This window comes from Brachyspira pilosicoli P43/6/78 (genome assembly GCF_000325665.1).
Classification (GTDB): domain Bacteria; phylum Spirochaetota; class Brachyspiria; order Brachyspirales; family Brachyspiraceae; genus Brachyspira; species Brachyspira pilosicoli.
The window spans coordinates 1,233,809-1,260,664 of record NC_019908.1 but is presented as its reverse complement, the minus strand read 5'-3'; the positions used below and the strand labels follow the sequence as shown (position 1 = coordinate 1,260,664).

General features: G+C 27.2%; 18 protein-coding genes and 1 pseudogene. 13 read left to right on the top strand and 6 right to left on the bottom strand.

The features are described 5' to 3' along the window. Nucleotides 1-108 precede the first annotated feature (108 nt). The 5 genes and pseudogenes from BPP43_RS05580 to BPP43_RS05560 all read left to right on the top strand — a co-directional run bounded on the left by BPP43_RS05580 (nucleotide 109) and on the right by BPP43_RS05560 (nucleotide 7,585). On the top strand, nucleotides 109-2,691 hold the full coding sequence (locus BPP43_RS05580) for a BspA family leucine-rich repeat surface protein (protein ID WP_015274417.1): 2,583 nt from the start codon (nucleotides 109-111) through the stop codon (nucleotides 2,689-2,691). A gap of 38 nt (nucleotides 2,692-2,729) precedes the next feature. Beyond that, nucleotides 2,730-5,280 (top strand): annotated as a pseudogene (locus tag BPP43_RS05575) (BspA family leucine-rich repeat surface protein). A gap of 289 nt (nucleotides 5,281-5,569) precedes the next feature. Further along, nucleotides 5,570-6,913: an MATE family efflux transporter gene (locus BPP43_RS05570; protein WP_015274414.1), complete on the top strand. Its 1,344-nt coding sequence runs from the start codon at nucleotides 5,570-5,572 to the stop codon at nucleotides 6,911-6,913. 134 nt (nucleotides 6,914-7,047) lie between these two features. Further along, nucleotides 7,048-7,326 (top strand): type II toxin-antitoxin system RelB/DinJ family antitoxin, encoded by a 279-nt coding sequence (locus BPP43_RS05565; RefSeq protein WP_013244767.1) that lies wholly within the window; start codon nucleotides 7,048-7,050, stop codon nucleotides 7,324-7,326. Continuing rightward, on the top strand, nucleotides 7,319-7,585 hold the full coding sequence (locus BPP43_RS05560; protein ID WP_013244768.1) for a Txe/YoeB family addiction module toxin: 267 nt from the start codon (nucleotides 7,319-7,321) through the stop codon (nucleotides 7,583-7,585). Before BPP43_RS05565 ends, BPP43_RS05560 begins: the two co-directional genes overlap by 8 nt. 65 nt (nucleotides 7,586-7,650) lie before the next feature. On the opposite strand, the gene BPP43_RS05555 is transcribed toward BPP43_RS05560, so the two are convergent. The 3 genes from BPP43_RS05555 to BPP43_RS05550 form a co-directional block, all read right to left on the bottom strand. Continuing rightward, a complete protein-coding gene (locus tag BPP43_RS05555) occupies nucleotides 7,651-8,355 on the bottom strand; it encodes a DUF2806 domain-containing protein (protein ID WP_252832424.1) in 705 nt (234 codons plus the stop codon). Nucleotides 8,356-8,468: 113 nt separating this feature from the next. Further along, complete coding sequence (locus tag BPP43_RS12120) at nucleotides 8,469-8,669, bottom strand: hypothetical protein (RefSeq protein WP_015274412.1); 201 nt, start codon at nucleotides 8,667-8,669, stop codon at nucleotides 8,469-8,471. A gap of 133 nt (nucleotides 8,670-8,802) precedes the next feature. Next, nucleotides 8,803-11,457 (bottom strand): valine--tRNA ligase, encoded by a 2,655-nt coding sequence (locus BPP43_RS05550; RefSeq protein WP_015274411.1) that lies wholly within the window; start codon nucleotides 11,455-11,457, stop codon nucleotides 8,803-8,805. Nucleotides 11,458-11,713: 256 nt separating this feature from the next. Here BPP43_RS05550 and BPP43_RS05545 point away from each other — a divergent pair, with 256 nt between their 5' ends. From BPP43_RS05545 to BPP43_RS05535, 3 genes are read left to right on the top strand one after another with little or no spacing between them, the layout of a single operon-like run. Further along, nucleotides 11,714-13,651, top strand: a complete 1,938-nt coding sequence (locus tag BPP43_RS05545; RefSeq protein ID WP_014935506.1) for a methyl-accepting chemotaxis protein — start codon at nucleotides 11,714-11,716, stop codon at nucleotides 13,649-13,651. Nucleotides 13,652-13,665: 14 nt separating this feature from the next. Beyond that, nucleotides 13,666-15,609: a methyl-accepting chemotaxis protein gene (locus BPP43_RS05540; protein ID WP_014932575.1), complete on the top strand. Its 1,944-nt coding sequence runs from the start codon at nucleotides 13,666-13,668 to the stop codon at nucleotides 15,607-15,609. A 3-nt stretch (nucleotides 15,610-15,612) separates the two neighbouring features. After that, the gene (locus BPP43_RS05535; RefSeq protein WP_015274410.1) at nucleotides 15,613-16,068 is read left to right on the top strand and encodes a CvpA family protein; all 456 of its coding nucleotides are present in this window, start codon (nucleotides 15,613-15,615) and stop codon (nucleotides 16,066-16,068) included. A gap of 55 nt (nucleotides 16,069-16,123) precedes the next feature. Here the strand turns inward: BPP43_RS05535 and BPP43_RS05530 are convergent, their stop codons facing one another. The 3 genes from BPP43_RS05530 to BPP43_RS05520 form a co-directional block, all read right to left on the bottom strand. Continuing rightward, nucleotides 16,124-17,512 (bottom strand): MATE family efflux transporter, encoded by a 1,389-nt coding sequence (locus tag BPP43_RS05530; RefSeq protein ID WP_013244775.1) that lies wholly within the window; start codon nucleotides 17,510-17,512, stop codon nucleotides 16,124-16,126. Between the two features lie 158 nt (nucleotides 17,513-17,670). Continuing rightward, nucleotides 17,671-19,275 (bottom strand): peptide ABC transporter substrate-binding protein, encoded by a 1,605-nt coding sequence (locus tag BPP43_RS05525; RefSeq protein ID WP_015274409.1) that lies wholly within the window; start codon nucleotides 19,273-19,275, stop codon nucleotides 17,671-17,673. Nucleotides 19,276-19,368: 93 nt separating this feature from the next. Continuing rightward, nucleotides 19,369-20,598: a M20 metallopeptidase family protein gene (locus BPP43_RS05520; RefSeq protein ID WP_013244777.1), complete on the bottom strand. Its 1,230-nt coding sequence runs from the start codon at nucleotides 20,596-20,598 to the stop codon at nucleotides 19,369-19,371. Nucleotides 20,599-20,740: 142 nt separating this feature from the next. Here BPP43_RS05520 and BPP43_RS05515 point away from each other — a divergent pair, with 142 nt between their 5' ends. The 5 genes from BPP43_RS05515 to grdC all read left to right on the top strand — a co-directional run bounded on the left by BPP43_RS05515 (nucleotide 20,741) and on the right by grdC (nucleotide 26,853). Beyond that, the gene (locus BPP43_RS05515) at nucleotides 20,741-21,469 is read left to right on the top strand and encodes a gamma-glutamyl-gamma-aminobutyrate hydrolase family protein (RefSeq protein ID WP_014935510.1); all 729 of its coding nucleotides are present in this window, start codon (nucleotides 20,741-20,743) and stop codon (nucleotides 21,467-21,469) included. A 50-nt stretch (nucleotides 21,470-21,519) separates the two neighbouring features. Then, the gene (locus BPP43_RS05510) at nucleotides 21,520-22,803 is read left to right on the top strand and encodes an APC family permease (protein WP_015274408.1); all 1,284 of its coding nucleotides are present in this window, start codon (nucleotides 21,520-21,522) and stop codon (nucleotides 22,801-22,803) included. A 232-nt stretch (nucleotides 22,804-23,035) separates the two neighbouring features. Continuing rightward, nucleotides 23,036-23,413: a GrdX family protein gene (locus tag BPP43_RS05505; RefSeq protein ID WP_013244780.1), complete on the top strand. Its 378-nt coding sequence runs from the start codon at nucleotides 23,036-23,038 to the stop codon at nucleotides 23,411-23,413. A gap of 22 nt (nucleotides 23,414-23,435) precedes the next feature. Continuing rightward, nucleotides 23,436-24,392: an NAD(P)/FAD-dependent oxidoreductase gene (locus tag BPP43_RS05500; protein WP_013244781.1), complete on the top strand. Its 957-nt coding sequence runs from the start codon at nucleotides 23,436-23,438 to the stop codon at nucleotides 24,390-24,392. Nucleotides 24,393-24,663: 271 nt separating this feature from the next. Continuing rightward, nucleotides 24,664-26,853, top strand: coding sequence for a glycine/sarcosine/betaine reductase complex component C subunit beta (grdC, locus tag BPP43_RS12555; protein ID WP_015274405.1), 2,190 nt, complete (start codon nucleotides 24,664-24,666; stop codon nucleotides 26,851-26,853). Nucleotides 26,854-26,856 lie beyond the last annotated feature (3 nt).

Here is a 26,856-nt window from a genome sequence, read left to right as displayed (position 1 = left end):
ATATGAACTATAAAACTAGGATATCTAACTTAAAAAATAATATTAAATATATATTTGTTGTATATAATATTTTTAATATACTTATTTAACTAATATTTAGGAGAATTTATGAAAAAATATAAACCAACAACAAAAGAAGAATTAAAAAGATTAGTATTCACTAACAACGGTATAAAACTTGGTGATATTGATACAAGTCTTATTACAGATATGAGCGACCTTTTTAATGAAAGTAAAAGAAAAGATTTTGATGGCATAGAAGAGTGGGATACTTCTAATGTTGAGAATATGTCTTATATGTTTGCATATATGCACTACAATGTTTTGGGACAATATTCAATGACAGAGTTTAATTCTAATTTAAATAATTGGAATGTATCAAAAGTGAAAAACATGATTTATATGTTTGCTGGTTGTACATATTTTAATCAGCCTTTAAATAAATGGGACGTTTCAAATGTGGAAAATATGTCTGGCATGTTTTTTGGTGCTAAAAAGTTTAATCAGCCTTTAAATAATTGGAATGTATCTAAAGTGAAAGATATGAGCGATATGTTTCATAACTGTGAAGCATTTAATAAACCTTTGGACAAATGGGATGTTTCTAATGTTAAAGATATGTCTAATATGTTTAATGTGGCTTTGAAATTTAATCAGAATATAAATAATTGGAATGTATCTAATGTTGAAGATTTATCAAAGACTTTTCGTTATTGTAAAGCTTTTGATCAGCCTCTTAATGATTGGGATATATCTAATGTGAAAAATATGCAACATATATTTGAGGACTGTGAAAATTTTAATCAGCCTTTAGATAAATGGGATACTTCTAATGTTGAAAGTATGGAATTTGCATTTAGAGCATGCGGTAAATTTAATCAGCCTTTAAATAGCTGGAATATGTCTAAAGTAACAAATATAGAGCATATGTTTGCTTTTACAGAAGAATTTAATCAGCCTCTTGATAAATGGGATACAAGAAATGTCATTAGTGTAATGTTGTTGTTTGCCTATGCACGCAAGTTTGATCATTATGAATCTTTAGCAAATTGGAATTTAGACAGTTTACAAGCTATAAATATAATTTGTGATGATAAGGATATGGATAAATTACCTACAAGAATTCAAGTATATAGGCAGGCATTTTTTCCTAAGGCCGATATTATAAGTATAACAAAATTTAATGTTAAAGAAATATATGAGCTTATTGCAGATGATAAAAATAAAAAAGTTGTAAGATTAAAAAAAAGACTTGAAACTGATTTTTCATCAGAGCTTTCATTTGTTACAAACGATTATAATTTCAAAACTATAGAAAAAGCAGAAAAATATGCTGAAAGAAATTACAATGCTAAAAAATATGATAAGAAACTTGAGTTTATAAAAAATTGTCATGTATTAATAAAAGATAAATCAAGAGAAGTAAATATCAATCTTATAAAGTATATATATTCAGAATATTTGTCTTTAAAGAAAACTATTAAAAAATTAGAAAAAATTGATAATATGGTTAATTTGCTTGATTTAAAATCATTTGTGAATTTTACTAAGGAAATTTATTTAAAAAATCAAGATGAATATATTACTGCTTTTGTTTATGCTATGTATGGAGGAGATGAAGCTTTAAAGAAAATATCAGAATTAATGTATACTATTGAATCAAAAAATTTACTTACAATGATAAGCTTCAATATAGAAAGCAGATATGCTCAGAGTTTATTATATAAAATATATATAAATTCAACTAAAAGTGCAATTCGTAAAGAAGTAGTAGAAATGATTAATGAGTTACTTGAAAAAATGAATATTAGCTATACTGAATTTAGATTAAGATGTACAGCTAATTTAGGATTTAATTCTAAAGGTGAAAAAATATTAAATGAAGATTATAAATTAATTGTTAATAATGATTATACTTTAAGTTTATTTAATAGAAAAAATAATAAAGAATTAAAAAAGGTAGCTCAAAATCTTGATAAAAAATTAAAAGAAGAAATAAAAGAATTAGGAAAAGAAGTAGATAAGTTTATTAATCATAGCTCACATGTTTTAAGTATTATGTTAATAGACGGCGATATATTAAGCTATGATTTATTTAAAGAAGTTTTTATTGATAATTATTTAATGAATAAGTTTTCATCTTCTTTAGTATGGAATCTATATGACAAAGATAATAACTTTATAACAACTTTCATGTATTCAAATAATGGAAATTATTTAAACTGTGAAAATAAAAAAGTAAAAATTAATACTGATAATTTTATAAGTTTAGCAACCCCTATAGAAATGGACGATAAAACTATAGATAAATGGAGAAAACAGCTTGAAGATAATGGATTATTACAGTCTATAAATCAATTTACATCTATAAAATTAAATAAAGGTAATCTAAAAAAAGAAATAAAGAAAATAAAAAATATAGATGCAAGCTACGGAGCTTTTAAGGCATTTGCTAAAAAATATGAAATGCATAGCAATGATGCAGATAATGATACTATAACCTATACATTTACAGCAAATGATGGAGATATTTTTACGATGTCTGCAAAAGTTGATGAAGATATTGAATATGATGATTTGATAAATATTACTATTGATTTTAAAAAAGCTAAAAAAGCAATAAGTAATAGATTTGTTTATACTTTTTTAGTATTTATAATTTTGGATTTTAGATTAACAGATTTATTTTAATACATGATAAAATTATCTAACAATCTTTAGGAGAAGTTATGAAAAAATATAAACCAACAACAAAAACGGAATTAAAAAAATTGGTATTTACTGATGGTATAAAACTTTATGATGTTGATACAAGTCTTATTACAGATATGAGTAAACTTTTTTATGAAAGCAAAAGAAAAGATTTTGAAGGCATAGAAGATTGGGACGTTTCTAATGTTACAAATATGGATATGATGTTTGCATATATGGGTTATAATATGCTTGTAAGATATTCATCTATAGATTTTGATCAGGATTTAAGTAATTGGAATGTATCTAAAGTAACAAGTATGAATAATATGTTTGCTTATTGTTCTAATTTTGATCAGCCTTTAGATAATTGGGACGTTTCTAATGTTGAAGACATGTCATTTATGTTTTGCGGAGCCAAAGAGTTTAATCAGCCTTTAAATAGCTGGAACACATCAAAAGTAAAAAATATGAGAGGAATGTTTCAGGAATGTGAATTTTTTAATCAGCCTTTGGATAAATGGGATACTTCTAATGTTGAAGATATGTCTAATATGTTTATTAGGGCAAAAAGATTTAATAAGCCTTTAAATACTTGGAATATAAATAAAGTTAAAGATTTATCAAGTATGTTTGCATATTGTGATGCTTTTAATCAGAATCTTAATGATTGGGACGTTTCTAATGTTACGAATATGGATTCTTTGTTTAGGCAATGCGATAAATTGAATCAGCCTTTTGATAAATGGGACACTTCTAATGTTGTAAATATGGAAAAGACATTTTTTTCATGTACTAAATTTAATCAGCCTTTAAATAGTTGGAATGTATCTAATGTAGAAAATATGGATATGATGTTTTATATGGCACAAAGTTTTAATCAGCCTCTTGATAAATGGAATACACAAAAATTAATAACTGCAGCTGGACTATTTAGATTTGCTTACAAGTATGATTGTTATGAATCTTTAGAAAATTGGAATTTAGATAATTTGCAGGAAGTTGGTACTTTTTGCGATGATGAGGAAAAATTACATACAAGACTTAAAGTATATATGCAAGTTTTTTATCCTAAAGAAAATTATATAACTATAACAAATAATAATGCAAAAGAAATATATAATTTAATACTTAAAGATAAAAATAAAAAAATTGTAAGATTGAAGAAAAAAAATTGAAAGTGATTTTAGAGAAGAGCTTTCAATTTCTGAAGATAATTTTGCAACTATAGAAGATGCAGAAAATTATATAAAAAATAATTACAAAGAAGATAAAAGACTTAAGTTTATAAATAACACTAATGTTTTAATAAAAGATAAATCAAGAGAAGTAAATATTAAAGTTATAAAGTATATATATTCAGAGTATTTATCTTTGAGTAATATTATAAGATTAAAAAGAATTGATGATATAGTAAACTTGCTTGATATGGAAACATTTGTAAAACAAATTAAAGAGTTTTATTTAGAAAATAAAGGAGATGCTGCTTGTTTAATTTATGGAATATATGGAGGAGATGAAGCTTTAAAAGATATATATGAATTAAAATTCGATTCTAATTTTTTTCTTTCACTAATAAAGCTTAATATCAAACATAAATATGCTCTAAAATTATTATATGAAATATATACTACTACAAAGAAAAGAGATATAAAAAAAGAAGCTTCTAAAATTATTGATGAAGTTCTTGAAAAAATGAATATTAGCTATAGCGAGTTTAAATTAAAGTGTATGCCAAATTTGGGATTTAATTCTAAAGGTGAAAGAGAGTTCAATAAAGATTATAAATTAATTTTAAATAGCGATTATTCTTTAAGTTTGTTTGATATAAAAAATGATAAAATATTAAAAAGTATGCCTAAAAAAATTAATGAAGATTTAAAAGAAGAAATACAAAATTTAGAAAAAGAAATACATAAGTTTATGAGGGCAAATTCTTATCTTTTAAGCATCATATTAATAGACGGCGAAATATATAGCTATGATTTATTTAGAGAATATTTTATTGATAATATTTTAATGAACAAATTTGCATCTACTTTAATATGGAATTTGTATGACAAAAACAAAAAAATTATAACAACTTTTAGATATTTAGGCAAAGATAAATATATAGATTCTGAAAATAAAGAAATAAAAATTGATGCTGATAGTTTTGTTGGTTTAGCAAGCCCTGTAGAAATGGACGATAAAACTATAAATAAATGGATAAAACATCTTAAAGATTATCAATTATCACAGCCTCTAGAGCAATTAAAACTAGTGAAATTAAATAAAAATAGTTTGCAAAAAGAGGTAAAAAAATTATCAACCATAGAAGGAACTTACGGAGCTTTTAAGGATTTTGCAAAAAGATATGAAATGTATGCTCATGATAAGTTTGGAGAAACATATACATTTCAATCAAATGATGATGATATATTTTCAATCTCAGCAGATATTGATGAAGATATAGAACATGATGATATAATAGAAATTAAACTTAGTTTTGGAAATCAAAATTACAACAAAATTAGCAGCAGATTTATTTATACATTTTTGGTGTTTATAATTTGCAGTTTCAAGCTTAATGATTTTATTATAGATTAATTTTATATTTTATTTATAAAGTAAACATTATAACTTATCAAAGTTAAAAGAATAGTATTGACATAAGAGAAAAAATACTCTATACTAAATAGTACATAATCGGACTTTATTTTTTATAAGGATAAATAAATGTTATCTTATTTAAAAATATTTATACCCTCAAAACTTAGTATATTATTTTTTATATACAAATCAATTACAAAAGTATTCTAATTCATTTAATAATTTTTTTAATTTAATCAATAGAAATATTTTATAAAAATTTATATGCCAATCTACGGAGTATATTATGTATCTTAATAATAAAGTTTTAAAAGAAAACTCTAGTAAAAAAATATTTATAAACTATGCAATTCCAAGTATGCTCGGAATGCTTACAGAAAGCTCAGCAGTCTTTATAGATGGATTATTTGTAGCGAATTTTATATCATCAGAAGCATTTTCTGCAATAGGTATTGTTTGGCCTATTACAGCTTTATCATTTGCATTATATGTTATGCTTACATTAGGCTCTATTGCAATAGCAGGAAAGTGCATTGGTGAAAATAATATGAGACGTGCAAGTTTAATATTTACCCAAACTTTGATAATGGTTTTAACTTTAACTACTCCTATATTAATATTAATTTATATATTCAGAGAAACATTACTTCCATTATTTGGAGCACATGGAGATATATATAATTTTTCATTAGAGTATATTAATGGTGTTATTGTAGCAGTATTTTTCTGGGGAATGGCTTATGTGTTTAGTCAATTTATAAGGCTTAACGGTTCTCCAAAGTTTGCATCATTAATGTTTATCATTTCATCTTTATTCAATATAATATTAGATGCATTGTTTATTGTAGTATTAAAATTGGGTATTTCTGGTGCTGCTTGGGCTACAGCTTTTTCGTATATTATTTCATTTATTATAGGGATATCATATTTTTTTAATACTAAATGCAAAATAAAAATTATTAAAGTATATGGAGGTTGGAGTAATATATTTAAAGCTATATTAAATGGATTTTCAGAGTTTTTAAGTAATATTTCTTCTGGTATAATACCTTGGCTATTTAATATAACAGCATACAAAATATTAGGAAATAACGGAATACTTATTTATTCTGCTGCAAATTATATAATTACATTTTTTATAATGATAGCAAGCGATATAGGAGAGATTTTATCATCTTTAATAAGTGTTTCTTATGGAGCTAAAAACAAAAATAAAATGAAAGATTTTCTAAGAATGGGAATAATATTTGTTTCATCAATATCAATATTAGCTTCTATAGTATTACTTATAAATCCAAGTATATTAGTTAATGTTCTGTTAAAAAACATTGATTCAAAAACAAATGAAGATGCTATATTTTTTGTAAGGGCATCTATACCTATATTTATATGTGTTGGTATAAATATAATAATGAGTGCCTATTATACTTCAATTCAAAAAGCTGGAGCATCTGCTTTGATTGCAGCCTTAAGAACTTTAATTTTACCTGTTTTACTTGTACTTACTTTGCCGAATATATTAGGATTTTTAGGGCTTGTGTTAGTTCTTCCTATAAGCGAGATTATAACATTAATAGTGTCAATAGCTTTATATAAAAATAGAAGTATTGATATTTTAATTAGAGCTTAATTGTTTTTCAAGTCTATATAAATATATTTTGTATAGAGTTAATTTTTTAATTGACTAAACTAACAAAATAATATTGTATTTAATTAGTTTATAGATATAATAAGATTATACTAAATATTTATGGAGCAATATAAATGTCCGAAATAACTATTAAAATTGATGATAAATTAAAAAATGAAGCTGATAAACTTTTCAATGATCTTGGATTGGATTTTAATACAGCTATTAATATATTTTTGAGAACATCTATAAATACTCAGTCTATCCCATTTAAAATAGAAAAAACTAAACAATTAGATATAAATAATGAAGAAGATAATTTCTACAATGAAGAAAATATAAAATTTTTAAAAGAAGGATATTTGGAATTAAAATCTGGATTAGGACATAAAAGAGAGTTATTAAATGAATAAAATTTTTTATGATAAAGCTTGGGAAGATTATCTTTATTTTCAAAAGAATGACAAAAAAATATTACAGAAAATTAATGATCTTATAAAAGACATAGAAAGAAATGGCTTATTAATTGGTACAGGAAAACCAGAGAGATTAAAAGGTGAGTTGAATGGATTGTATTCAAGGCGAATAAATCATGAACATAGATTAGTATACTATATTGAAGACAATAATTTATTTATAGTTGGTTGTAAAACTCATTATAAAAATAATTAAACTATTTTTTTATATATTATTTATAATGAGTTTGTATACAAATAGATTTTCAAAATCAAAATATTTTATATACTATTAATCAAATTATTATTTTTAGTATGTATCAAACCGTTTTCAAAATCAATTCTTTCTACTTCTCTCAATATGAGCTCTACATTCCAATAGTTTTTCTTTATATATTTAATATTATCAATAAAAAAATCATTATTTGAACATTTTTCATCTACTAATTTTAATATTTCTTTTCCTGCTTCAGATACTTTATATATTGGTATTTGAGAGCTATTAATATTATTTTTTATATCAAAAATATTAATACCATTTATTAATTTTATTTGAAAATAATAGCCATTATTCAATATAGTTGTATTATTTTCAGAAAGATTAATAAATAATCTTTCTATGCTAACAAATAAACCTGCATCCATAAGTTTTAGTATATCTAAAAATTTAATATTATATTTTTCCAATAAAGTCATATTTTTAAATAAAAAATATTCATTATTAATGCTATAAAATAAAAATTTAGATATTTTTACAAAAAGTTCTGCTTCTTCTTTAGATATATTTTTTAATGTTTCCAAAGTTCTAAGCGAAAAGCTATTAGGTTGTTTTATTTCTCCAGCCAATACTCTAGACCATAATTCTTGCATATAGTCATCGCTTATATTTTCTGCTATATTAAAAAATCTTTTACTCCAATCTTTATTTACAGGATCATCAGAAACTTTTTCTTCATCTTTTAATTTTTCAATAACTTTTATTACAATATTGTCAATATTATTTGTTCTTTCTATTTCCTGATATAAAAGTCTATTATATGTTCTTTCTAATATTGGTTTATTGTCTAAGGAAACATTATTTGTGTAATAATTAATATTGACTATTTCTTTTTTTCTACTACATTAGATATTTCATTTATTTCCTTTAATTTATCTTTTAACTCTAAATCTCTTTTAAATGACTTTGCTTTTGCAATCCTTTTAATATGCGTTGGTTCATATAATTTTCCAATGGCATTAGAAATAGTTTCTACTAATTTTTTTAGTGGTTCAGATAATCCTGCTAAATCTTTTATTTCCATAATTACATTCCATAGTTGTTTTTTATAATATGAAATAATAATTATTTGTCAAGTCATAAATTAGTTAAAATAAAAAACTTGACTTACATTAATAAACATAAGCCAAGTTTTTAATTACGAAATATTATAAAAATTATAAAGAAGCCAAAACTTCCTCTATACCTTTTAATTTATCTTCAAACTCTTTTTTCTTTCTGTTTTCAGTATCAATAGCTTCTTGTTTAGCTTTACTCATAAAGTTTTCATTAGAAAGTTTTTTGTTTACAGCTTCCAAATCTTTTTTGTATCCTGCTGCTTCTTTTTCTAATCTTTTCTTCTCTGCTTCTAAATCTATTATGCCTACAAGATTAACATTTATCTCACCACCTTCAAATACTTTAACAAATGAACCCTTATTTCTATCACTATCTTTTGAAGAGATTATATTTAATGATTCTGTAAGTGAAAGTGCTGATATAATATCTTTATAGCTTTCTGCAGTATTTTTGAAATAATCTGAAGTATAGCGAATTATTACATCAAGTTTTTTGTTTGGAGGCAAATTAAATGATGAGCGAGAATTTCTTATTCCTGAAACAATGTCTTGAATCAAGTTGAAATCTTTTTCTATATCTTCAAATATATATTTAGCATTAGATTTTGGATACTCTCTAATCATCAAAGCTTTTGAATCAATATTATGCTTTGGTAAATTAGAATAAATTTCTTCTGTGATAAATGGCATAAATGGGTGAATCATAGCCATTGATTCTTCAAGTACATATAATAATACAGCAATAGTTTTTTCTTTTTTGCTTTCATCTTTCAAATCGAATTTACTTATTTCTATGTACCAATCACAGAATTCATTCCAATAGAATTTATAAATTGTCTGAGAAGCCTCATCGAATCTATACTCTTTTAATTTTTGAGTAGTTGATTCAATAGCTTTCTGAAGTCTTGATAATATCCATTTATCTTTATTTTCAAGAGTGTAAGTATCTAAATCTTTTATATTAGCATTGTCTTCAATATTACCAAAAATATATTTAGCACTGTTGTAGATTTTATTAGCAAACTTTCCGCCCATTTTGAAAAGTTCTCTGTCAAGCCAAATATCCTGTCCGCCTAATGAAGTTATGAATGATAAAGTAAATCTGAATGCATCAGCTCCATGTTCGTCTATGATTTCTATAGGGTCAATACCATTTCCTAAACTCTTAGACATTTTTCTTCCGATTTTATCTCTTATAAGTCCGTTAAGATAAACATCTTTGAAAGGTACATCATTCATAAAATGAGTTCCTGCCATAATCATTCTAGCAACCCAGAAGAATAATATATCATAACCTGTAACAAGTGCAGTAGTAGGGTAGAAATATTTTAACTCTTCATTAACTTCAGGCCAGCCGAAAGTAGAGAAAGGCCATAACCAAGAAGAAAACCAAGTATCAAGTACATCTTCATCTTGATGAATATTTTTGCTTTTACATTTACTGCATTCTGTAACATCAGTTTTTGATACCATCATCTCACCACAATCATCACAGTACCAAACAGGTATCCTATGTCCCCACCATAATTGTCTGCTTATACACCAATCTCTAATATCAGTCATCCAGTGATTATAAGTGTTAATCCATCTTTCAGGGTATATTTTTGTATTGCCGTCATTAACAGCCTTGTATGCTTTTTCTGCTAAAGGCTTCATTTTTACAAACCACTGATCGCTGTAATAAGGCTCTACAACATTATGACATCTGTAACAGTGTCCTACTTGGTGTTTGATGTTGTCTTTTCCAACGAATGCACCTATCTCTTCAAGTTCTTTTATAATTAAATCTCTTGCTTCTTTTACATTTTTACCTTGATAATTAGCAGGTGTATTTTCATTGAACGTGCCGTCTGCATTAAGTATATTTATTATTTCTAAATTATGTCTTTGAGCTATAGCAAAGTCATTAGGGTCATGTGCTGGAGTTATTTTTAAAGCTCCTGTACCAAACTCTTTATCAACATAAGTATCTTTTACTAGTCTTAATTTTCTGCCTACTATAGGAAGTATTAAAACATCTTGTTCTGTAAGATGAGCATATCTTTCATCATCTGGGTGAACAGCAATAGCAACGTCAGCTAAAATAGTTTCAGGTCTTGTAGTAGCTATTTCAATATATTCATCTTTTCCTTCTATTTGGTATTTAACATGATATAAAGCACCAGCAACTTCTTCGTGTTCAACTTCATCATTAGCCAAAGCAGTACCGCAGCTAGGACAATAGTTAATAAGATATTTTCCTCTATATATTAAACCTTGATTATAAAGTTCAACAAATACCTCTCTAACAGCATTGCTTAAGCCTTCGTCAAGAGTAAATCTCTCTCTCTCCCAATCGCAAGAACAGCCTATTTTTTCCAACTGTTTTACTATGATAGAGTGATGCTCATTAGCTACTTCCCAAGTTTTTTTAACAAAAGCCTCTCTTCCCAAATCATGTTTGTTTTTGCCTTCTGCTTTTAATCTTCTCTCTACAACGTTTTGAGTAGCAATACCAGCATGGTCAGTACCAGGCATCCATAAAGTACATTTTCCAAGCATTCTATGGAATCTTATAAGTATATCCTGAAGCGTATTATTAAGACCATGTCCCATATGAAGTACGCCTGTAACATTTGGAGGAGGTATGACTATAGAATATGGTTCTTTATTTTTATCCATAACAGCATGGAAAAATCCGCTAGTTTTCCAAAAATTATATAATTTGTCTTCGATGTTCTTAGGGGTATATGGCCCTTCTAAAGTATGTTTCATACTCTCTTTCCTCCAATTAATCAATATAATAATCTTAAAAATTGATATTTTATTTTATACTATATACAATATTTTTCAATTCTAATTTATATATTATTTGCTATTCATTATCAATCAAATTTAGAAATAAAAAATAATTTGTTATAATAAATAGTTACTGCTATAATGCCGATGATATAAAAGATACTTTATATATAATTTAGTTTAAATATATTTGTTTATAGTATATAATAGAGTAATTAAGGTTTTGTAAATTATGAATTATTTTTTTCATAGCGTAATTATAGAATTGGGTGTATCCACAATAGCAGCTGTTATAGCATTTGTTGCTATAATAGTGCATTTTTATATATTTTTCAAACTATATGAAGAAACTCAGTTGATAGCATTGTTCCTTTCTATATTATGCTTTATTTTTACACTTTCAGAAACAATAAATATAATAGTTTCGTTATCTATACAAAATGTTAAATTATCTCTATTAATGTATAAAATAGAACAAATAGCCATATCATTAACCATACTCCCTTGGATTAGATATACTAAAAATACTTTAAAACTGAATGATAAATTGCATTCTTTTCTAGATAAGGCAGAAAGTGTGGCTATATTTTTATTTATGGTAATATTAGTTATTGCTTTAATTTATTCTCAGTTGTTTGTTTCTACAACAGAGGTTACTGCTACATTAAATAGTTCTGCTGTTAATAGTGTAAAAGTGAGAGGAGCAATAGGACCTATATATATTTTTAGAGATTTTATATTCTCTGTTTATAGTGTAATAATAATATGTATGTTTCTTTATGAAATATTTGTTAATAAAATATATAAAGTTAATATAGGTACATTAGTATTAATATCTATGATATCATTAGCATTTTTTGATGATTTTAATGGAATTTCTACTTATTCAAAATATTCTAGTAATTATTTGTTGCTGCCGTCTTTTTCTTTTTCTAGATTTTCTTTAGTTTATATGATTTTTAATATTTTTTCAGTTTATGGTTATATTGTTAATTTTATTGATGCGGTGTACAAAAGGTCTGATACTAAATATTATGACTTGGAATCAATTAAAGCTCAAGACGCTGTTATTATTAACACAGCAATGAATACTTCATCAAAATTGCTTGAGTTAAGAGAACATTTTAATAGTCTTGTGGGTACTTTGGTAGATAAAGTAAAAAATACAAATTTATCTGTTAATAATTTAAAAACAGATATATCTAAAATAATAGATAATACAAATGAATTTATCACTATAGAAAATTTCCAAGTAAATGACGGTAATACTAATATAGAAAAAATAGAACAGCTAATAGAAACTTATCCTAATTTACAAGTTAGTTCTGAAATGCAAAAAAATATGCTTGAAGAGTATATTAATATATTGCAAGAATCAGTAAAAGAAGTTTATATTTTACAATCTGAAAGTGTTAATATATTAAAAAGTTTTGAAGAGTTTCAATTAAATATAGAAAAAGAAAGAAATGATATAATAAAAATCTTAGATAAAACTTTAGTGTTTAACCAGCTATCTTTTCAGATAAATAAGATATTATCATTTATGACTAATATGCAAGATAAAGTAAAAACACTCTCAATTAATTCAAGCATACAGGCATCTAAATCTGGAGAATGGTATCATAACTTTAATGTAGTATCTAAAGAGGTTTCTGAGTTAGTTGTAGAGACAGGAAATATTACTCAAAAGATGCAAAAACTTTTATTTCAAATAGAAGAAATTTTTAAAAATTATAACTATGCTAGCAATAGTATAAAAGCTGGTACTATGGAATTAATGCGTGAAACTTCTTCTTATCATAATAGATTAACAAAATTCAATAATAGTATGGAAAGGCAAAATGATTATAATATTAATATAATAAAGAGTACAGATAAAATGTATAATTCTATATCTGATATGAGTACTATTATAGTTAATGAAGAAAATGACTTTATGAATATAAAAACAAAAATAGAAGAGTTTAATGATTATATATCAGATATATCACAAAATGCTAACAATCAAAATATTGAAATAAAAAATATTATGAAAGATATGAATAAATTGCTTGCTACTAGTGAAGATTTTGAAGATATAACTAATAAGCTTGATGAAGAAACTAAAAAATTATTGGAATATTCAGATAATCTCAAAAAGGTTATTAATGAATATTCTAAAGTAATATAAGGGCATAAAAATATATGAATATATTAACTAATTTTATACCAGGATATAATGTTTCGATTATAGAATTACTAGTACCTATCATTGGTACTTCCATGGTTTTTATATTTATTATGCTTTATACAATATTAATTGTAAAAACCAGACAGCGTACTTATATTATGGTAGCCTTAGCACTTTTGCTTTTACTTTTATATAATATAATATCTTTTATTATAATATTTTTAGGTATGTCTGGTAATGACGTTGTATTAGCTTCCAATTTATATATAATTAATCATATAATATTTTTGCTTATTATTGCTTTGCTTCCAATTAATAATAGAGTTTTCTTAAAAAATGAAAAAATAGTTGGTAATATTAGTAATTTAATTATATTTATTACTATCTTGATTATAGCTTCTCTTGTTGTTGTAAGTATAATAAATAAAAATACATTTTTTAGTACAACTTTAAAAAGTTTCCCAGATAATGCATTTACTGTTTTAGGTAATGGTACTTTCTTTGTTTATCTTACTTATTTAAGTTTGATTATATATGCTATGGCTTTTGTACCTATGGTAATTGATATATTTTTAGGATACAGCATAGTTGGAAATAGTATTATTATACTTTCTAATCTTTTATCTTTTGTTTTAGTTATTACAAATATAGAGTTTTTTAATATAAGAAAAGATATATATTTTGATAAATTAGATTTAGCGGTTATATTGTCTTATTTGATTAGTTCTGTTGCTATATTTTCTTCTTTTACAAGAAATGCTTTGGAATCTATAAGAAAGGATACTATATTAAATAACAGATTAAAATCTAATTTAAATATTGTAACTGAGATAAATAATATATCAGAAAAGTTAAATAATATAGATAGAAATTTTATGGATTCTTCTATGTTTGTTTTAGAAGTAGATAAAGAGAATAAAGATGCTTTAAACATTATAGAAAATAAAATAAATACTGTTATAGATTCAAAAAACAAATTAGGAGATACGAAAGAGAGTAAAAAACATCTTATTAGAGATGGTATAAAGTTTACTAATACTATATTTACTTTTTTTGATAAATATAAAAATCAAATGCAAGAACATTTTAGAGCTTTATCTCAGACTATGTCTAATATGAATGTATCTAATTTATCTTATGAGCAAATATCTTCTTTAAATGAAGATTTAAAAGAAATAAAAAAGAATATAGAAGAGAGTTCTAATAATACTATTGCTGATATAAAACAGCATTTTGAAAATTTTAAAGATGTAAACAAAGTAACAGAAGATATATATGATACTATAGAATATATAAAAAATATGACTAATAAAACAAATTTGCTTTCTATCAATGCCGGTATACAAGCATCTAAGGCTGGTGTTTTGGGTAAGAGTTTTTCTGTTGTATCTAAAGAGATAGGGGTATTATCTTTTGAGATTTCAAAGGGTACTGCATCTATAGAGAGTATGCTTACAGATATATTTGGCGGATTGGTTTTAATAGAGAACTCTTCTTTTTATATAGATGAGCATTGTAAGAATATAGAAAATGAAACTAAGAAAATTGTTGAAAATATAGATGCTTATATTAAAAATATAGAAGAGCGTATTAGTAAAATTTCTACAGAGTTTGAAAATTTTAAATTATTAGAGAAATATAATAATGTTATGTATAATATAGTAGAAGAGCAAAGTGATATAGTATCTTCTGTAAGAGAAAATATTGTAGCTATGCTTGATATTCAAAATAGCTTAAACTTAAAAATAGATTCTCAGGGTGCTGATATAATTAAAATTTTAGGAAGCTTTAGCAGAATTATAGAAGTAAAAGATGAGCTTAATGATGTTATAAAGAAAATAGGTAATTACTCATCTGCTTCGCATACTTATATAGAAACTCTTTCAAATATTATAAGCACTCATAGAAATAAAAGCAGTATGGCTTTTAAACCTATAATAACTTTATTGAAAAAATAGTGTATGTTTAATAATATTGATATAGTTGTAATAATATTTTTAGTATTTATATTTATTTATGGTTTTTATAGAGGTATTATATCAATTACAATACCAGTGATAGCTATAATATCTACTTTTATCATAGCACCAATTATATATAATCATGCTTCTAAATATTTTGACCATTCTATTATATTAAAAATAGTGTCATTTCTTATAAGTTATTCTGTAATAAGGATAATACTTTCAAAGGCGGCAGATAGCATAAAAAAAGTTTTAAAGATGATATTTTTATCTTGGGTAGATAGGATTCTTGGGGCAATAGTTATGCTATTTATAGTTTCTCTTATAATTTCTCTTGTATCATATTTTGTACTAAATATGACAGAGTATGGCGGTATTATATATAGCTCAAAAGTTTTAATGTTTATATATAATATATTTAATACTAATAATTACATGAACAATTTTGTATAAAAATACTAGAAATTTTGTGGTTTTACAAAATATATTTTTTGCTAAAATAGTTTTTTTATTCTGTCAATTTTCTTACCCATCTTTCTTTTTTAAGCATTATGACACCTATTGTAATTTTTGCAAAGTCAGTTAATTTCGCTATACCAAACATAGCAACAGGACCTACTGTAGTAAACTTTGCAAGTATCAAAGCCAAAGGTGCAAACATAAGTAAAGACACAGGCACATCTACCGCAAAACCAAACACCGTATCACCTCCAGCTCTCGAAACAGCAAATTGAGCATTAATATAAGTCCAAACAGGCATATATGAAGCTATTAATATTACTAAACTTCTAGTTATACCCTGAGCATCTGGAGTTAATTTTGAAAATATAAAAGGTATTAATAGGGTAGAAGACATTTGCACTAGCCCAACTACAGCCCCCGCTATAACAGACCCATTTAATATCCACCTTGCTTTATTTTTTGCATCTTCAAGTTCACCCCTTCCAAGTGTTCCTCCAACCACAACCATAGTAGATACAAATATTCCCTGAAATACTAAATAAAATATATTAGCTATAGTAAAACCAGAAGCCATACCCGCAACAGTTTCAGCACCGCCTCTGCTGTTGTATAGTGCCGTCATAAACATTTCGCTAAGTCCCCAGCTTATTTCACTTAAAAATATTAAACTAGATTTCTTTAGCATAGAATAAAATACATTAAGTTTTACTTTTAAAATTTCTCTAGTTCTTACATAAAACTTTTCTTTATGCAATTTGATATACACTATAAATAATATCATCTCTATTATTCTAGCAATAAGAGTTGCAATAGCAGCACCAGTTTCTTCAAGTCTAGGAGCTCCAAAGTTTCCGTATATTAAAATATAGTTTCCAAATGTATTACAGAATGTTGCTATTACTGATATTATAAGAGGTATATGCGGTTTACCTATTTCTCTGTAAGAAGTTCCTATTGCCCCAGAAATTGATATTGGTATAAATGTAAAAGCTATTATACTCATATATTTAGTACTTGAAGCTAAAATTGCCTCTTGTGAATTGTTTCCATTTGTCATTAAACGCATGAATATTTCTGGATTTATAAGCATTAATATCATATATATAGCTGATATAGTAAAAGGAAGTATTACTTTAAATCTAAATGCCTGCTGCATACCTTCTTTGTTGTCAGCACCGGCATTTTGTGCCATATATATTCCGCCCGCACCATAACAAGTGTTGAGTATTACTAAATATATAAAATTAAGCTGATTAGATACATTTACGGCAGCCATTTTTATATCACCGAGTTCTGCCACCATAAAATTATCTATTAATGATACCATTCCCATTATAAGCTGCTGAAGCATTACAGGTACAGCTATTGAAATGCATAATTTGTAAAAATCTAAATTTCCAAATAATTTATTTTTAATCAAATGATTATTGTTCATGTTTTTGCTCAAAAAATTAATATGTATTTTAGTGCAGTATTATATATTATAGATTGATTACTTGTCAATATATTATATTAAGCAAAGTTAATTTAAAAAAATATCCTTATTATTATCAATAATAAGGATATAAAAAATAATAAATTATTAATATAAAATTATTTTTCTAAATATGAATAAGAAAATTTATATTGAGCAAAAGGTATATAGAACACATCTTTTAATTTAGGGCTTTTTAATACAGCAGGTTCAAAATACGCTATAGGTATAATAACAGCTTCATCTTCTATAAGTATTTTTTCTGCTTTGTGTAATTCTCTCATTCTAATATTTTGGTCAGTAGTTTTTGATGCTATACTAATTGCTTCATCAAAAGCTTGGTTTGTAAATAGAGAGTGGTTTTTATATGAATAGCTAACAAACATACCTAAAAAAGTAGTAGGATCGTTATAGCTTCCAGTCCAACTTGCAGCTGCCATAGTATAATTTCTCTCTGTTCTAAATGCATGAATAAACGGTGCAAACTCCATTTGTGTAAGTTTAACATCTATACCAAGATTCTCTTTCCACATATTCTGTACAGCTTCAAACATAGGTATATCATTACTAAATGTAAGATAAAACTCTAATACAGGAAAACCCTCTCCGTTTGGATATCCTGCTTCTGCCATTAACCTTTTAGCTTCTTCTACATTTTTTTGATAATCTGCTTTATTTGTGCTTATATATTCACCGGCATTATCTCTAAAATATCCTTCAACATCTGTAACCCCCCAAGGTACTAATGCACCAGCTGGCTTACCAGATTTTATAATATTATCTACTATATAATTTCTGTCTATAGCAAGTGATAATGCTTTTCTTACTCTTTTGTCTTTTAGAGTTTCATTTGTAGTGTTGAGTGCATAATATTGAGTACCTATTCTTGTTGCTGTATCTATTAAACCTTCTTCTCTTAATGTGTCTACATCTTGATATGGAAATTGGTCAGAGAAATGAAGAGAGCCTTCTTTAACACCAGCAACTGCAGAATTAGGATTATCCATAAGAACGAATTTAATTCTTTCAGCCACTATTGTATCAGCTCCCCAATAATTAGTATTTTTTACAACAGTAATGCTTTCATCTGGTTTTCTCTCTTTCAACATAAAAGCACCATTACCAATACAAGTTTTAGGGTCTCTAGTCCAATTATCAGGATTTTTTTCAACCATATCTTTTCTTACAGGTGAAAATACAGGAAGATTTACAAGCTCCAAAAAATAAGCAGTAGGATATTCTAGTTTTACTTCTAATGTATAATCATCTAAAGCTTTTATACCAAACTCATCAACAGGCATATATCCAGCATTTACATTAGAAAAGTTAAGTATAGGCTCAAATAAATAACTAGGCTCGCTTGCTGTATTTGGATCAACAACTCTCTTCCAAGAATATTCAAAATCTTTTGCTGTTAGAGGTTTTCCGTCAGACCATTTACCGTTGGTTCTTAAATGAAATATATATGTAAGACCGTCTTCAGATATATCCCAACTTTCTGCAGCACCTGGCTGAATGGCTATATCTTTATATTTTGTAGTTAAGCATTCAAATAAATGCGTTACATAAGTAGAGCCTTGTAATGTAATATTTAGAGCAGGGTCTATAGTTTTTGGTTCTGCTCCAAGATTTACATAAATAGTGTTTTCGTCGATAGTCTTTTTATTTGTACAAGATAAAATAGATAAGAATAAAGCGGTAAGAATAATAATATATTTTTTCATATTACCCACCCTTAGTATAGATTTTTTAGAAAGATTATATTTTATAATATAATCTTGTCAATAAGTTTTTTTTATTATTTATAAAATATTATATTATCTATGCATTCCCATTGGGAAATTTTCTCTTTGAAGGTAGGTTTTATATATATTCATTATTTGCAATGTAAGCCCTATTGCAATGCAAGATTCATCTACATCAAACAAACCGCTATGTGCATTAGGTGTTATTGATTTTTTATTGTTTCTAGCACCAAGATTAAAAAATGCTCCTGGCTTATTTAATATAAAATAAGAAAAATCTTCAGCTCCTAAAGACGGTTTTATATTTAATACGTTTTTCTCTCCTAATAAATCTATAGCATTTTCTCTTATAATATTTGCAGCTTCTTTCCAGTTAATTAATCCAGGAAAATAAGTGGTTTCTATAAACTCTCCGTCTGCTTCCATTGATATAGCTATGTTTTTAATTATTTTTTTCATTTTATTTATTATGCTGTTAATGGTGGTGTCTCTTAATGCCCTAATAGTTCCAGTCATTTCCACATAATCACATATTACATTTGTAGCTTTTCCTCCATTAATAGTGCCTATTGTAATAACTGCATTTTCTCCAACATATGTGCTTCTGCTTATGATAGTTTGTATGGCGTTTATAATATTTGCTGATACTACTATAGCATCTACTCCGTCAGCAGGATTAGCTCCATGAGATTTTTTGCCGTATATTTTTATTTTGAAATCTAAACAGCTTGCATTAACTATACTGTCAGTTATTTTGATATTTCCTACGTTAGAATTTACATCTACATGAAGAGCATAAGTGATATTAACATTATGCAAGGCATTTTCTTTTATCATATTAGAAGCTCCGCCCGTTGTTTCTTCTGCAGGCTGAAATATTAGTCTTATATTGCATGGAGGAATGAAGTTTTTATCTTTGTTTGAAAATATTCTTGCTATACCCATATTTATTGCAGTATGTACATCATGTCCGCAAGCATGACAGACTCCTTTATTTTTTGATGCATAGCTGCAATGTTTTAAATCCTCTATAGGCAAAGCGTCCATATCTGCCCTAAATGCAATAGTAAAACTTTTATCTTCTCCCAAAATATCTGCTATAATTCCAGTATTTGCTATTTTTGTTTTATGTTTTATTTCATGCAAGTTTAAATAATTTGATATAAACTCCATAGTGTTAAATTCTTGATTGCTTAATTCTGGATATGAATGTATATGTCTTCTTATGTTTATAAGTTCATTTTCTATTTCTTTTATTTTTGTTTTTATGTTATCTAAAATATTGAGGCCTTCTTGTTTCATAAAATTAAAATACCATTTGAATATTATTTTGAGTAGAAATACTATCTTTGTATTATAAATTATATAAGTTTTTTTGGACAAATGATTTATTTTTTACTATACTTGAAATTAAAACTATAAAATTATTAAAACGGAGTATTTTATGAAACCTATTATAGGTATAAGCGGCAGTATATTGGCTATTGAAAATGACGGAGTTTTTTCGGGTTATGAGAGAGCTTATGTAAACGATGATTATGTACTTTCTGTTACAAGAGCTGGCGGCATACCATTTATTATTCCGATGATAGATGATGATGATGATATAAAAGCACAAATTTCTAATGTTGATGGAATTGTTCTTTCTGGAGGATATGATATTGACCCTATATATTGGGGAGAGGAAGTTAACTCTAAACTTGGAAGAATATTTCCAAGAAGAGATAATCATGAATTAAAAATAATAAAATATGCTTTAGAAATGAAAAAACCTATACTTGGTATATGCCGAGGCTGTCAAATTATTAATGTTGCTTTTGGCGGAAGTTTATATCAGGATTTATCTTTTATAAAAGATTGTTATATAAAACATTCTCAATCTGCTAAGCCTTATGAACCTACACATAATATTACAACTAAAGAAGGCAGTATTATTAGAGAGATAGTAGGGGATAGTTTAAGAGTTAATTCTTTTCACCATTTAGCTATTAAAGATTTGGGTAAAGGCTTAATTGCTACAAGTCATTCTACAGATGGTATAGTTGAAAGTGTAGAGTATACTGAAAACGGCAATTTTGTATTTGGGGTACAATTTCACCCAGAAATGATGCATTCTCATTATGATTTCGCTTTAAATATTTTCAAAAAATTGATATCTGTTTGTAAGAGATAATTGTTTACCTCTTATATTGTTTTTTAAAAAATATTTTTAAGGAGTTTTTTATGTCGGGTAATAAGTTAGGGCTCTTTAGTATAGTATTACTTGGTATTAATGCTATAGTTGGAACTGGTATTTTTTTGCTTCCCAATCAGGCTTATGCTGAAGTTGGGGTTATGAGTATAGGGGTAATTATCTTTGATGCTTTTTTAGTTATTTCTATAGCATTATGTTTTGCTGAAATGGGCGGAATGTATAAAAACAATGGCGGACCTTATCTTTATGCAAAAGATGCTTTTGGCGAGTTTGTTGGCTTTGAAGTTGGTATAATGAAATGGGCTATAAGTATAATTGCTTGGGCTGCTATGGCTATGGGATTTCCTACAGCATTGGGAGCAGTTTGGGCACCAGCTCAAAATCCTTTAGTTCAAAAAGTTATTGCTATAAGCATACTTGTTTTACTTGGTATAATGAACATCATGGGAGTTAAAATATCTAAAATAATGAACAATATAGTAACAACAGGTAAATTAATACCTTTAATATTGTTTGTTACAGTTGGTATTTTCTTTATAAAGGGTGAAAACTTTGTAAATCCTGTAGCTGAAAATGGTGAAGTTGTATTAAAAGGTACATTTGGAAGTGCTGCTTTACTTATATTTTATGCTTTTACAGGTTTTGAATCTATAGGTGTTGCAGCAGGAGACATGGATAATGCTAAAAAGAATGTTCCTTTGGCTATATGTGTAGTTTTGGTATTAGTAGCTATAATATATATACTTATTCAGGTAAACAGTATAGGTATATTAGGAGCTTCTCTAGCAACAACAAGCACACCAGTTGCCACTGCAGCAGAAAAGTTCTTGGGTAAATGGGCTGGAGCTATGGTAACAGCTGGTACTTTGATTTCTATAGGCGGTATTAACGTAGCTTCTTCATTTTTAACTCCTCGTGCGGGTGTTGCTATGTCTGATGAAAATCAGCTTCCAAGCTTTATTTCAAAAAGAAACTCTAAAGATGTTCCTTATGTAGCAGTAATAATATCTGTTGTATTAACAGCATTAGTAACACTTACAGGAAGTTTCACTACATTAGCAGCTATTAGTGTAGTATCACGTTTTGCTCAGTATATTCCTACTTGTTTGGCAGTGCCAGTAATGAGAAAAAAAGCTCCAGATATGGAGAGAGGTTTTACTCTTCCTCTTGGACCTGTTATTCCTATAATTGCTATAGTTGTTAGTTTGTGGTTATTATCACAATCAGATTTAAAGAAAATTATATTTGGTTTGGGCGGTCTTGTAGTAGGAGCTGTTATTTATTTTATAATGAAATTATCAAATAAAAGATAATCTTTTTGTTTATAAAATACCCTCTGTTTTTTAGTTTTCACTATAAAGCAGAGGGTATTTTTATTATAGTTCTTTTATTTCACAATAAATACATATTTATGTTTTAAATAACTGTAAGATGTAATATTATAAATAGTAATTTTGTTTTTTAAGCCTTTTTTGTTTAAAAAAATAGAATGATGATGTAATAATATATTGACAAATGAAGAAAATAATATATATTATATAGAGTATGAATTGTATTGTTGTAACCAATAATCCAAAGATTTTTGAACAAGTAAGAAGTAAGAATGCAGAAATAATTTATATGTCAGACTCAGATTTTATGGAAGTTCTTTGTAAAGTTAGAGATTTCGTACATTCAGGTTATCAATTATTAACTCATCCTATAGTTAGTAGTATAAAACCTTATGAAACTCCATACAAAAGCGTTGCTTTGTCTAAAGGTTCAGAATTGGATTTATATTCTCTAGAATTAATAGAGAATGCCATTGAGCTTACAAAAAACTTTTTGGATAAACCAAGAAGAAAATTAACAAAAGAAATTGATGAAGATTTTAGATTAATAGATTATAAATTAGTTATTGGAGCAATAGAAAATATTTTGTAGTATCAAATAATGGAGATTTTGTATGAGTAATTTATATGATTGTATTATAATAGGCGGCGGACCATCTGGTTTGGCTGCTGGAGTTTATTCTGCTAGAGCTAGATTAAAGACTATTCTTTTTGAGAAGGCTAGTTTTGGCGGACAGATTAGTATTACTGATGAGATTGCTAATTATCCTGGTTTTTATGAGCCAGATGAAGAGGCAAGACATCCTAAAAATCTTATTGGTAAAATGATAGAACAGGCTAAAGCTTTTGGTGCTGAAATAGAGCATAAAGAAGTAGTTGATGTGAAATTAGACGGCAAGGTTAAAGAAGTTAAAACTGCTGACGGAGAAGTTTATACATCAAAGACTGTAATAATTGCTACAGGTGCTCAGCCTAGAAAATTAGGTTGTAAGGGTGAATTAGAATACACTGGTAAGGGTGTTTCTTATTGTGCTACTTGCGATGCTAACTTCTTTGAAGGTATGGAAGTTTTCTGTATAGGCGGAGGAGATACTGCTGTAGAAGAAGCTATGTACTTATCTAAATTTGCTAGAAAGGTAACTTTGATAGTAAGAAAAGATTATGTTCGTTGTGCTAACTCTATAGAAGAAAAAGCTAAAGCTAATCCTAAAATTGAAATAAAATTTAGAACTGAGCTTTTAGAGCTTAAAGGTGATGGAATAGTTGAGTCTGCAATATTCTTAAATAATGAAACAGGTGAGACTTATGAATATAAAGCAGATGAAGAAGACGGCACATTTGGTGTATTTATATTTGTTGGTTATGTTCCTCTCACAAAATTGTTTGAAGGTAAAGTAGAAATGAAAGACGGTTTCATTATTACAGATGAAGAGATGAAAACAAATGTTGAGGGTGTATTTGCTTGCGGAGATTTAAGACCAAAAATGCTTAAACAGGTTATTACTGCTACAGCTGATGGTGCTATAGCTGGTATTTCTGCTAACAAATATATAGAAGAACATTATTCTTGATTATTTAAGATTATTTAATTAAAGGAAACAATTTGTATATGATAAAATTTAAAGGCTGAGTAAAAAATATCTCTTGCGTTGCAATGAATGAATATTCTATTTATAGCGGTATTATTGCATTGTTTGCTTTTCTAGGGATAAATTTATCAGGGATTAAATTGTTTTTATTTAAATTTAAGAGTGGCAGCATATTTTTATATGCTTCTGCTCTTTTTTTATTGCTTATAACTTATATTTATAAATAAAAATAAAAAAATATAAAGGAGACTATATGAAGTTAGAGTTAGGCGAGATTTATATTAAAGATATAAAACTTGACAAAATTTCAAAAGTCGAGAATGGAGTACTCTATGTAAACGTTGATGAGATTACAAAGATGGTACTTGAAGACGACAAGTTGAAAAGTGTAAAAATTGATGTAGCTCGTCCGGGAGAATCTGTTCGTATAACACCTGTAAAAGATGTTATAGAGCCTAGAGTAAAAGTAGAAGGCAAAGGCGGAGTATTCCCTGGAATGATATCTAAAGTAGATACAGTAGGTGAGGGTAAAACTAATGTATTGAAAGGTGCTGCTGTTGTTACTTGTGGTAAAATAGTTGGTTTCCAAGAAGGTATCATTGACATGTCTGGTCCTGGTGCTGATTATACACCATTCTCTAAGCTTAATAATTTATGTTTAGTTATAGAGCCAGTAGACAATTTAGAAAAACATGATTATGAAGCTGCTGTAAGAGGTGCAGGTTTAAAAGTTGCTACTTATTTAGGTCAATTGGCTAAAGAAGTAAAAGCTGACAAAACTTTCACTTATGAAACTAAACCTATATTTGAACAAGCTGCAATGTATCCTAATTTACCAAAAGTAGGTTATGTATACATGCTTCAAACACAAGGCTTATTACATGATACTTATGTTTATGGTGTTGATGCTAAGAAAATAGTTCCAACATTTATTTATCCAACAGAAGTTATGGACGGTGCTATTGTAAGCGGTAACTGTGTATCAGCTTGCGATAAAAACACTACTTATCACCACTTAAATAACCCTGTAATTAAAGCTTTATATGAAAAACATGGTAAAGATATTAACTTTATGGGCGTTATTATAACAAATGAAAACGTATTCTTAGCAGATAAGATGCGTTCATCAGATTGGGCATCAAAATTAGCTAAATATTTCGGATTAGATGCAGTAATCATCTCTGAAGAAGGATTTGGTAACCCAGATGCTGACTTAATAATGAACTGCAGAAAAGCAGAAGCATTCGGAATTAAAACTTGTATTATCACAGATGAATATGCTGGTAGAGACGGTTCATCTCAGTCTTTAGCAGATTCAGATGTATCAGCTAATGCTACAGTAACAGCTGGTAATGCTAATATAGTTATTAACTTACCAAAAGCTGAGGGTTTATACTTCAATGAAAAATTAGTTGGTTGTGTAAAAAGAGCTCATGATGTTGATATTAACTTGAGTGCTCATGTTATTTTTGAAAACTTAGCAGTTAAAGCTTCTGGTGTTATGGCTTTAAAAGAACTTATTAGAAAGAAAAATGTTGATCCTAGCAGTATTGATTTAGTAATAGAATGTTCTGAAGAGGCTTGCGGTGATATGAACCAAAGAGGCGGCGGTAACTTTGCTAAGAGTGTTGCAGAAATTGCTGGTATACCAAATGCTACTGGTTTTGATATTAGAGGTTTCTGTGCTGCTCCTTCACATGCTTTAGTAACAGCTGCTTCATTAGTAAAAGCTGGTTCTTATAAAAATGTTGTAATAGTTGCAGGCGGTGCTACTGCTAAATTGGGTATGAATGGTAAAAGCCATGTAACTAAAAATCTTCCTATTATAGAAGATATACTTGGTGCTTTTGCTGTACTTATCAGTGAAAATGACGGAGTACACCCAATTATTAGAACTGATGTACTTGGAAGACACACTGTTGCTACAGGTTCTGCTCCTCAGGCTGTTATGAACTCTTTGGTAGTTAATCCTTTAGAAAAAGCAAACTTAAAAGTTACTGATATAGATAAATATACTGTTGAGATGCAAAACCCTGATGTTACTAAACCTGCTGGTGCTGGTGATGTACCTGAGGCTAATTACAAAATGATAGCTGCTATTGGTGTTAAGAAGGGTGATATTGAGAGAAGTCAATTAGCAGAGTTTGTTGAAAAGCATGGTATGTCTGGTTGGGCTCCTACTCAAGGACATATTCCTTCTGGTGTGCCTTATTTGGGTTATGCTATTGAAGACATTATGGCTGGTAAAATTAACCGCATAATGCTTATAGGTAAAGGTTCACTTTTCTTAGGAAGAATGACTAACCTTTTTGATGGTATATCTGTTATTATAGAAAAAAATAATGGTGATAAAGGCACTGGCGAAGGTGTTTCTAAAGAAGAAGTTAATAAACTTATTGCTAATGCTATGAGAGATTTTGCTAAAAGCATGTTAGGTGAATAAGGA